Origin of the sequence: Pseudactinotalea sp. (assembly GCF_048594945.1) — a bacterium.
GTDB lineage: Bacteria > Actinomycetota > Actinomycetes > Actinomycetales > Beutenbergiaceae > Pseudactinotalea.
Genome location: NZ_JBMDXJ010000448.1, coordinates 1 through 9,423 on the forward strand (window position 1 = coordinate 1; position 9,423 = coordinate 9,423).

A 9,423-nucleotide genomic window follows, 5' to 3' on the forward strand; every position below is an offset into this window, starting at 1 on the left:
GACGTCACCCGGGCACGCACCTCGCGGCGTTCTCCTCGGTCACGAGACAACCCCGGTCTCGCTCCCTCGTCGGCCTTGCGATGCACGTACCCGGGCACCGCCATCCCCCGCGCTTTGGCCGCGACAGACCACTAGATTGGCCAGGGTCGGGAGGAGACCCATGGCCCTGCGCTGGTACAGCACCGTGATCGACACGCACGACCCGGGCGCGCTCGCGCGCTGGTGGGCCGAGGCGATCGACTGGCAAGTGGTCTACGAGGCCGAGGACGAGGTGGTGCTCATTCCCGGCTACATCACCGGCGAGGAGGAGGTGCTCGCCATGGAGTGGGAGCGCATCGCTCCCGGGCTCGTATTCGTGCGGGTGCCCGAACGCAAGACCGGCAAGAACCGGCTGCACCTCGACCTTGCCCCGCACACCAGCCAGGACCGTGACGCCGAGATCGCCCGCCTGATCGACCTCGGAGCCACCCGTGTGGACGTGGGACAGGACGCCACCGCGAGCTGGACCGTGCTCGCCGACCCCGAGGGGAACGAGTTCTGCGTGCTGTCCTCGCGCGACGCGTAGGGACGTGTCTGTGGCATCGGGCACCTGCTGTTCACCGGCAGGTGCCACCATGTGCACATGAGCGTGGACGAGGCCACCACATCGAGCGCTGACGTCGAGGGCGTCAGCGGGACCCCCCTGCCCGAGATCGAGTTGCCGCAGGATCGGTTCGCGGACCGCGAGCTGTCCTGGCTGCGCTTCAACGAGCGGGTGCTCGAGCTCGCGGAGGACCCGTCCGTGCCGCTGCTGGAACGGGTGCGCTTCCTGGCGATCTTCGCCTCGAACCTCGACGAGTTCTTCATGGTGCGGGTCGCCGGGCTGAAGCGACGGATCGCCACCGGGATGGCCGTGACCGCCGCCTCAGGTCTGACCCCGCGGCAGGTGATGGAGCAGATCAGCGCCGGCGCGCACGAGCTGACCGCCCGGCACGCCCGCGTGTTCACCGATGACGTGCAGCCCGAGCTGCAGGCGCAGGGCATCACCCTGGTGCACTTCGATCAGCTCGCGGACTCCGAGAAGGATCGTCTGCACAAGTACTTCCGGCGGATGATCTTCCCGGTGCTCACGCCGCTCGCGGTCGACCCGGCGCACCCGTTCCCGTACATCTCCGGGCTCTCTCTCAACCTCGCGGTGATCGTGCGGAACCCGAGCAGCGGCAAGGAGCACTTCGCCCGCGTGAAGGTGCCGCCGCTGCTGCCGCGGTTCATCGCCGTGGACGCGCGCGGCAAGCCGCGCTCGCCCGACGACGTCAGCGCCGCCGAGGTGGCGCAGTCCTCGTTCGTGCCGATCGAGGATGTCATCGCCTCGTTCCTCGACTACCTGTTCCCGGGCATGGACGTGGTGGAGCACCACGCGTTCCGGGTCACCCGCAACGAGGATCTCGAGGTCGAGGAGGACGATGCCGAGAACCTCCTCAAGGCACTCGAGAAGGAGCTGCTGCGGCGCCGATTCGGCCCGCCGGTGCGGCTCGAGCTCGCGGAGGGTTTCACGCCGAAGCTGCGCGAGATGCTGATCCGCGAGCTCTCGATCGGCGAGTCGGACGTGTACGAGCTTCCCTCGCCGCTGGACCTCACCGGGCTCAACGTGATCGCGGACCTCGACCGCGCCGAGCTGACCTACCCGCGCTTCGTGCCCACCACGAACCGTGCGCTCGCCGAGGTCGAGAGCGCCAACCCCACCGACATCTTCGCCGCGATTCGCGCGGGCGACGTGCTGCTGCACCACCCCTACGACTCGTTCTCCACGAGCGTGCAGCAGTTCCTCGAGCAGGCCGCTGCCGACCCGAAGGTGCTGGCGATCAAGCAGACGCTCTACCGCACCTCGGGCGACTCGCCGATCGTCGACGCCCTCATCGATGCCGCCGAGGCCGGCAAGCAGGTGCTCGCGATCGTGGAGATCAAGGCCCGCTTCGACGAGCAGGCCAACATCGAGTGGGCGCGCAAGCTCGAGCAGGCGGGCGTGCACGTGGTGTACGGCATCGTGGGCCTCAAGACGCACTGCAAGCTTTCGCTGGTGGTGCGGCAGGAGACCGACGGGCTGCGCCGCTACTGCCACATCGGCACCGGCAACTACAACCCGAAGACCGCGCGGCTTTACGAGGACCACGGGCTGCTGACCTGCAACCCCGAGGTGGGTCAGGACCTGACCCGGCTGTTCAACCAGCTCTCCGGATACGCCCCGAAGTCGAAGTTCCACCGGCTGCTGGTGGCGCCACGCTCGATCCGCAGCGGGCTCGTGCAGCGCATCGAGCGGGAGATCGAGAACCAGGCCGCCGGCAAGGAGGCGTGGATCAAGCTCAAGATGAACTCCGCCGTCGACGAGGCCACGATCGATGCGCTCTACCGGGCCTCGCAGGCCGGGGTGCCGGTCGACGTCGTGGTGCGCGGCATCTGCGCGATCAAGGCCGGTGTGCCGGGCCTGAGCGAGAACATCCGGGTGCGCTCGTTGCTGGGTCGGTTCCTCGAGCACTCCCGCATCTACGCGTTCGCCGGCGGCGGCGACCCCGACGTGTACATCGGCAGCGCCGACCTCATGCACCGCAACCTCGATCGACGGGTTGAGGTGCTGGTCAAGGTCGTGGACCCCGATCACATCGCGGAGCTCGTCGGGCTGATCGATGCCTCGATGGCACCGACGACGGCGTCCTGGCACCTTCTCGAGGATCCTGACGATGGTCAGGTCTGGCGTCGTGTTCATCTCGACGACGACGGCGCTCCTCTCGCCGATCTGCAGGTCCTGCTGATGTCGGCCCACCGCCGCAGCGGCGCGTCCGGCAGGTAGTCGCCGTGGGGTCTCGCAAGGTCGTGCTGGCGGCCGGCGCGGTCGTGTGGCGCGTGCGCAAGCGCACGGTCGAGGTGCTGCTCATCCATCGTCCGCGTTACGACGACTGGTCCTGGCCCAAGGGCAAGCTGGAGCCGGGGGAGACGGTGCCTGCGGCCGCCGTGCGGGAGGTGGCCGAGGAGACCGGCGAGCAGGTCGTGCTCGGGCGACCGTTGCCGAGCGTGACCTACGAGCTCGCAAGCGGCGCCACCAAGACGTGTCACTACTGGGCGGCCACCGTGCCGGGCGAGGACTCGCCGGCGCTCGCGGCGCGGCCCACGTTCAAGCGGTCGAAGCACGAGGTCGACCAGGTGCGGTGGATCTCGGCGCAGAAGGCGCTGAAGCTGCTGACCCGGCGATCGGATCGGGCGCCGCTGGGGGCGTTGCTCGACTACCTCGACGAGGGGCGGCTCGACACCTGGGCGGTCCAGCTCGCCCGGCACGGTCAGGCCCGGCCGCGTGCGACCTGGCGCGGTGGTGAGGAGACGCGCCCGTTGACCGCCATGGGTGCGCGTCAGGCGGAGGCGTTGGTGCCGCTGCTCTCGGCGTTCGGCGGCGAGGAGATCGTGACCTCGCCGTGGGCGCGCTGTCGCGACACCGTCACGCCCTACTCCCGGGCGACCGGGTTGGCGACGGTCGCGGCGCCCCAGCTGACCGAGGCCGAGGCGAAGGAGGACCCGCGGGGTGCCCGCGCACTCGTGGCCGAGTTTCTCCGGGTGCGGCGCGAGGGCACGGTGCTGTGCCTGCACCGCCCGACGTTGCCCCTGATTCTGGATGTGGTGGGTCACCGCAGCGCCTATCGCGTGCGCGATGTGCTGCCGGAAGAGGACCCGTGGCTGCAGCCGGGCGAGTTGCTGGTGCTGCACCTGGCGAGCCCGGGCAAGCACAAGGCCCGCGTGGTCGCCGCAGAGCTCCACCGCACCTGAGGGGATGGCGTTACCTCACCGTTACCTTCTCCCTGCCCGGGTTCGTGAGGAACGTCACCGCGGGCGCGAGATGCGTTCATCTCCTGTTCACCTGCGCACGGGGACGCGGTCACCGACCGCACCTAGCGTCGGGGCTGCCCGAGTGGCTCGGGCGTAGACGACTGAGAAGGATCGAACGTGAAGCTTGCACGTACTCGCCCCGTGAAGACGGCGGCTCTGGCGTTGCTCGGTGCGGTCGCCCTGACCCTGACCGCCTGCGGCCCGGGCAGCGTGAACGAGGACAGCACCACCGGTGGTGGCGACGACACTTCCGAGGACGCCGGCAACGGTGGCGGCGAGGAGCTGAGCGGCTCCATCGCTGGCGCCGGCGCCTCGTCGATGGAGAACGCCCAGAACGGGTGGCTGGCCGGCTTCGGCGACCTCGCCCCCGGCGTCACCGTGACCTACGACCCCACAGGTTCCGGTGCGGGTCGCGAGCAGTTCCTCAACGGTTCGGTCCAGTTCGCCGGGTCGGACTCCGCGCTCGACGAGGAGGAGCTGGCCGCGGCCACGGAGCGCTGCTTCGACGGCGACGCCCTCGAGCTGCCCCTGTACATCTCGCCGATCGCGATCGTGTACAACCTGCCCCAGGTCAGCGCCGAGCACATCAACCTGCCGGCCGAGACGATCGCAGGCATCTTCGCCGGCACGGTCACCAACTGGAACGACCCGGAGATCGCCGACGCGAACCCCGACATCGAGCTGCCCGACCTCGCGATCATCCCCGTGAACCGCTCGGACGACTCCGGCACCACCGAGAACTTCACCGAGTACCTCACCGCCGTGGCGCCCGACGTCTGGACCCACGGCCCGGTCGAGACCTGGCCGATCTCCGGCACCCAGTCCGGTGCGCAGACCTCCGGCATGAAGTCCACGGTCGAGAGCACCGAGGGCACCATCGGCTACATCGATGCCTCCCAGGCGGGTGAGCTCGGCACCGCGGCAATCGGCGTGGGTGAGGAGTTCGTGCCGTTCTCGCCCGAGGCCGCGGCCGCGATCGTCGACGCCTCCCCGGCCACCGAGGACGCGACCGACCTGCGGCTGACGGTCGAGCTCGAGCGCGACACCACCGAGGCGGGCACCTACCCGATCGTGCTGATCTCCTACACGATCGCATGCTCGGTCTACGACAACCAGGCCGACGCCGACAACGTGGCGGCCTACCTGTCCTACATCGCCAGCACCGACGGCCAGGACCGCGCCGCCGAGCCTGACGTCGCGGGTTCCGCCCCGATCTCGGACGACCTGCGCACGCGGGTCGAGGCCGCGATCGACCAGATCACCGTCTCGGAGTGAGGCCGCAGCAGCGACTAGCGTGACAGCGTGGGGCGGGGAGGATCACTTCCCGCCCCACCTCGCACGTCGTGCAGAGATGAAGGAGACACCATGGCTGCGGTGACTGATGCCGCGACGATCCGCCCCGGGAATGCACCGGGACGCTCCGGTAACGCGATCTTCCGCGTGCTCTCGACCGGTGCCGGGATCACGATCGTGGTCCTGCTGGGCCTGGTCGCCGCGTTCCTGATCTACCGGGCACTGCCCGCGCTCACCGCCTCGGCCGAGGAGATCGGCGGGGTCGGCTTCATGCGGGGGCAGGGGCTGTTCGCCTACGTGGCACCACTGATCTTCGGCACGGTGCTGTCCTCGATCATCGCCCTGGTCGTGGCGGTGCCGCTGAGCATCGGCATCGCACTGTTCATCTCCCACTACGCTCCGCGACGGCTGGCGCAAGGGCTCGGCTACCTGATCGACCTGCTCGCGGCGATCCCCTCGGTCGTCTTCGGGCTCTGGGGTGTCTTCGTGCTGGCGCCGTTCCTCAGCCCGGCCTTCACCTGGCTGAGCGACACGCTGGGCTTCATCCCCCTGCTGGAGGGCTACACGGCTCCGGCACGCAACATCATGACGGCGGGCATGGTGCTGGCGGTCATGATCCTCCCGATCATCACCGCGACCAGCCGCGAGGTGTTCCTGCAGACGCCGCGGCTGCACGAGGAGGCGTCGCTGGCGCTCGGCGCCACCCGGTGGGAGATGGTTCGCCAGGCGGTGCTGCCGTTCGGCCGCTCCGGTGTGGTGTCGGCCTCGATGCTCGGGCTGGGCCGTGCACTCGGCGAGACGATGGCGGTGCTGATGGTGCTGTCCCCGGGGTTCCTCGTGAGCTTCTTCCTGCTCAAGCCCGGTCAGCACCAGTCGATCGCCGCCAACATCGCCAACCAGTTCCCAGAGGCGAGCGGCCTCAGCCTGGACGTGCTGATCGCAACCGGCCTGTTCCTGTTCCTGCTGACCTTCCTGGTCAACCTCCTCGCACGCTGGGTCATCGCCCGCCGGGCCGAGTTCTCGGGAGCCAACTGATGAGCGCCGTGATCACTCCGCCGCGCCCGGCCCGCCAGCACCGACGGCTGCCCGCCTACGCCCCATGGGCGATCCTCGCCGCGTCGCTGCTGCTGGGCGTGCTGCTGTCGTTGCTCTCCGGTGAGCTCACCATCGCCGGTGCGCTGACGTTCGGCGCGCTGGTCTACGTGGTCGCGATCACGGTGACCTCGCGCGTGGTCGAAGGCCCGCGCTGGGCCAAGGACCGGTTGGCCACCACGCTGGTGACGATCGCGTTCGTGCTTGCGGCGATCCCGCTGATCTCGCTCGTGGTCATGGTGATCGGCAACGGCCTGGAGCGTTTCAGCTGGACGTTCCTCAACGACGACATGGCGGGCGTCTACGGCTCGATGGTCGAAGGTGGCGTCTTCCACGCGATCCTCGGCACGGTCTACGTGACCGGTGGTGCCGCCCTGATCTCGATCCCGCTGGGGATCCTCACGGCTGTGTACCTGGTGGAGTACGCCAAGCCCGGTCCGCTCAAGCGTGCCATCACCATCCTCGTCGACGTGATGACCGGCATCCCCTCCATCGTGGCTGGGCTGTTCGCCTTCGCCGTGTTCACGCTGCTGTTCGGCCCCGCCTACCGGGCGGCCGTGATGGGTGCGGTGGCGCTCTCGCTGCTGATGACCCCCGTCGTGGTGCGCTCGTGCGAGGAGATGCTGCGGCTGGTCCCCAACGAGCTACGCGAAGCCTCCTACGCCCTTGGCGTGCCGAAATGGCTGACGATCGTCAAGGTGGTGCTGCGTACCGCCGTGGCGGGTATCACCACCGGTGTCATGATCGCGATCGCCCGCGTGATCGGCGAGACTGCGCCGCTGCTGGTGACCGTGGGTATCGCCAACACGATCAACTGGGACGCGTTCGACGGACGCATGGCGACCTTGCCGGTGTACGTCTATCGTCAGTACGCACAGGGCGGCGTCGGCGTGGACCGCGCTTGGGCTGCCGCTCTCACGCTCATCCTCATCGTCATGCTGCTCAACCTGGTGGCCCGCCTGGTGAGCAAGTTCTTCTCCCCGAAGGGCGCCCGCTGACGCGGGGCCTGGACCATCTAGGAGCACACCGTGTCCAAGCGCATCGACGTCAGCGATCTGAACGTCTACTACAGCGACTTCCTCGCCGTCGAGGGTGTCAACATGGCGATCGAGGCCCGCTCGATCACCGCCCTCATCGGACCCTCCGGCTGCGGCAAGTCCACCTTCCTGCGCACCCTGAACCGGATGCACGAGGTGATCCCCGGTGCGCGCGTGGAGGGCAAGGTCGTCATGGACGGCATGGACCTGTACGGCAAGGGCGTGGACCCCGTGGAGGTCCGTCGTCAGGTGGGTATGGTGTTCCAGCGGCCCAACCCGTTCCCCACCATGTCGATCGCGGACAACGTGCTCGCGGGCGTGAAGCTGAACAACCGCCGCATGCCGCGAGCCCTGGCCGAGGAGACCGTGGAGCGCGCGCTCAGCGGCGCGAACCTCTGGAACGAGGTGAAGGACCGTCTGGACCGCCCGGGTTCCTCACTGTCGGGTGGTCAGCAGCAGCGGCTGTGCATCGCACGCGCGATCGCCGTGGAGCCTCAGGTGCTGCTCATGGACGAGCCCTGCTCGGCGCTCGACCCGATCTCCACGCTGGCGATCGAGGATCTGATGAACGAGCTGAAGGACGACTACACGATCGTCATCGTCACGCACAACATGCAGCAAGCCGCGCGCGTGTCCGACAGGACCGGGTTCTTCAACATCGCCGGCACGGGGAAGCCCGGTCACCTCATCGAGATGGACGAGACCTCGGTGATGTTCTCCTCGCCTTCGGAGAAGGCCACCGAGGACTACATCTCCGGCCGCTTCGGGTAAGCCGGGCGACACCGGTCGGGTCTGCAGCCCCGACCGGGTCACCTACTCACCACTGAACGTGGCGTCCTCTGCGTACGCCTGCATCGCGTCACGCACGTACGTGGCGCCCTCGGCACCGCCGTAGTTCGCCGCGAACCGCTCGTCCGCGACGTACATGTCGGCCAGTCCGAGGAAGTACGCACGCGAGACCTCGTTGACCGAGATCCCGAGCCACTCGTGGTGGCGGGCACTGATCGCCCGCACCCGCTCGTCGTCGGGAGCGAGCCCCTCGGCCGCCGCGCGGGCGTAGTCCGCGCCGATGTCGTGCTGCCGCTGCTGGAACGCCTTCTTGTCGGCGTCGCTGAGCGAGCGCCACCAGGCGTCGCCCTTCGCGTACGCGTCACGACCCCAACGCTGCTCGACCTCCTCCTTGTACTGAGTGTGGTCGAACCCGTCGAACATCTCCTCTGCCATGATCTGTTCACCTCCTTCCTTCTTCCTGACGGTGGTCTGGACCGACGCGATCTGCCGATCGAGCCGGTCCCGCTCCTGATGGAGCAGCTCCAGGTGGGTCCGCAGCGCTGCCACCTCGTCCGTGGCGCTCTGAACGACCTCGGCGATGGTGCCGAGGGCGAGCCCGAGCTCACGGAGCAGCAGGATGCGCTGTAGCCGGACCAGGCTCTCGCCGTCGTAGTAGCGATAGCCGTTGGACCCGACGCGCGACGGTGCCAGCAGCCCGATCTGGTCGTAGTGACGCAGCGTGCGGCTGGTGGTCCCGGTGAGCCGTGTGATCTCGTGCATCGACCACTCGTCGTGCGGTTCCATGGTTCCCTCCTGGATCAGTGAGACCAGTGTGGACGTTGACGTCGCGTCAATGTCAAGCCGTACTGCTCCGAACCTGTTCTCACGCTGACCCGCGTGCCGGCGCCTCGCTGCGTCTGGGCGTGCCGATGTCCCCGCTACCGGGTGGGGCGGCGGGGTCGGGGCGGGGTGTTCAGAACGGTGGCGGGCCGAGGTCGCCGTCGCGGGGGTCGGTGACCTCGGGTGCGAGCCCGGGCAGGGGGTTGGTGTGAGTAGCGGCCTGCATGAGTGCTGTGGCCCCGCTCGTGGCGTCGCCGCTGCCACTGCCGACGCAGCTCGGGCAGTCATCGTCGTCGCAGTAGCGTCGGTGATGTCGGGTGAGGTAGTCGATGGTGCCGTCGCGGTTGCGTCGGATGCGCAGCCCGTGCGGGGTGCGCCAGAGGACGGCGCCGTTGCTCAGCACGGTGTAGGTGTAGCCGTGGTGGGTCTTGAGGTTGTGGTGCAGCTGGCACAGCAGTGCGAGTCCGCTGGTCTCGGTCTGGCCGCCGTTCTCGGGGTGCTCGTGGTCGTAGGGGGTGGTGTGGTCGTACTGGCAGTAGAG

General features: G+C 68.7%; 8 protein-coding genes and 1 pseudogene. 7 read left to right on the forward strand and 2 right to left on the reverse strand.

The window, feature by feature from the left end:
* Positions 1-160 precede the first annotated feature (160 nt).
* From ACOJSN_RS20315 to pstB, 7 genes are all read left to right on the forward strand, one after another.
* Positions 161-565: a VOC family protein gene (locus ACOJSN_RS20315; protein ID WP_420114298.1), complete on the forward strand. Its 405-nt coding sequence runs from the start codon at positions 161-163 to the stop codon at positions 563-565.
* 57 nt (positions 566-622) lie between these two features.
* The gene (locus ACOJSN_RS20320; RefSeq protein WP_420114299.1) at positions 623-2,824 is read left to right on the forward strand and encodes an RNA degradosome polyphosphate kinase; all 2,202 of its coding nucleotides are present in this window, start codon (positions 623-625) and stop codon (positions 2,822-2,824) included.
* A gap of 5 nt (positions 2,825-2,829) precedes the next feature.
* Positions 2,830-3,789, forward strand: a complete 960-nt coding sequence (locus ACOJSN_RS20325; protein ID WP_420114300.1) for an NUDIX hydrolase — start codon at positions 2,830-2,832, stop codon at positions 3,787-3,789.
* Positions 3,790-3,966: 177 nt separating this feature from the next.
* Positions 3,967-5,124: a phosphate ABC transporter substrate-binding protein PstS gene (pstS, locus tag ACOJSN_RS20330; protein ID WP_420114301.1), complete on the forward strand. Its 1,158-nt coding sequence runs from the start codon at positions 3,967-3,969 to the stop codon at positions 5,122-5,124.
* Between the two features lie 90 nt (positions 5,125-5,214).
* Positions 5,215-6,177 (forward strand): phosphate ABC transporter permease subunit PstC, encoded by a 963-nt coding sequence (pstC, locus tag ACOJSN_RS20335; RefSeq protein WP_420114302.1) that lies wholly within the window; start codon positions 5,215-5,217, stop codon positions 6,175-6,177.
* On the forward strand, positions 6,177-7,232 hold the full coding sequence (gene pstA / locus ACOJSN_RS20340; RefSeq protein WP_420114303.1) for a phosphate ABC transporter permease PstA: 1,056 nt from the start codon (positions 6,177-6,179) through the stop codon (positions 7,230-7,232). Before pstC ends, pstA begins: the two co-directional genes overlap by 1 nt.
* Before the next feature lie 30 nt (positions 7,233-7,262).
* Positions 7,263-8,042 carry a phosphate ABC transporter ATP-binding protein PstB gene (pstB, locus tag ACOJSN_RS20345; protein ID WP_420114304.1) on the forward strand — a complete coding sequence of 260 codons (780 nt, stop codon included), beginning with the start codon at positions 7,263-7,265 and terminating at the stop codon, positions 8,040-8,042.
* A 42-nt stretch (positions 8,043-8,084) separates the two neighbouring features.
* Here pstB and ACOJSN_RS20350 read toward each other — a convergent pair whose 3' ends face one another.
* Both ACOJSN_RS20350 and ACOJSN_RS20355 read right to left on the reverse strand, forming a co-directional pair.
* Positions 8,085-8,846: a MerR family transcriptional regulator gene (locus ACOJSN_RS20350; protein ID WP_420114305.1), complete on the reverse strand. Its 762-nt coding sequence runs from the start codon at positions 8,844-8,846 to the stop codon at positions 8,085-8,087.
* Positions 8,847-9,015: 169 nt separating this feature from the next.
* A pseudogene (locus ACOJSN_RS20355) lies at positions 9,016-9,423 on the reverse strand (hypothetical protein); the annotation flags it as partial.

Coding starts and splice junctions, on each gene's coding strand:
- ACOJSN_RS20315 (WP_420114298.1), top strand. CDS start 161: ATGGCCCTGCGCTGGTACAGCACCGTGATCGACACGCACGACCCGGGC.
- pstC (WP_420114302.1), top strand. CDS start 5,215: ATGGCTGCGGTGACTGATGCCGCGACGATCCGCCCCGGGAATGCACCG.
- ACOJSN_RS20350 (WP_420114305.1), bottom strand. CDS start 8,846: ATGGAACCGCACGACGAGTGGTCGATGCACGAGATCACACGGCTCACC.
- pstA (WP_420114303.1), top strand. CDS start 6,177: ATGAGCGCCGTGATCACTCCGCCGCGCCCGGCCCGCCAGCACCGACGG.
- ACOJSN_RS20320 (WP_420114299.1), top strand. CDS start 623: ATGAGCGTGGACGAGGCCACCACATCGAGCGCTGACGTCGAGGGCGTC.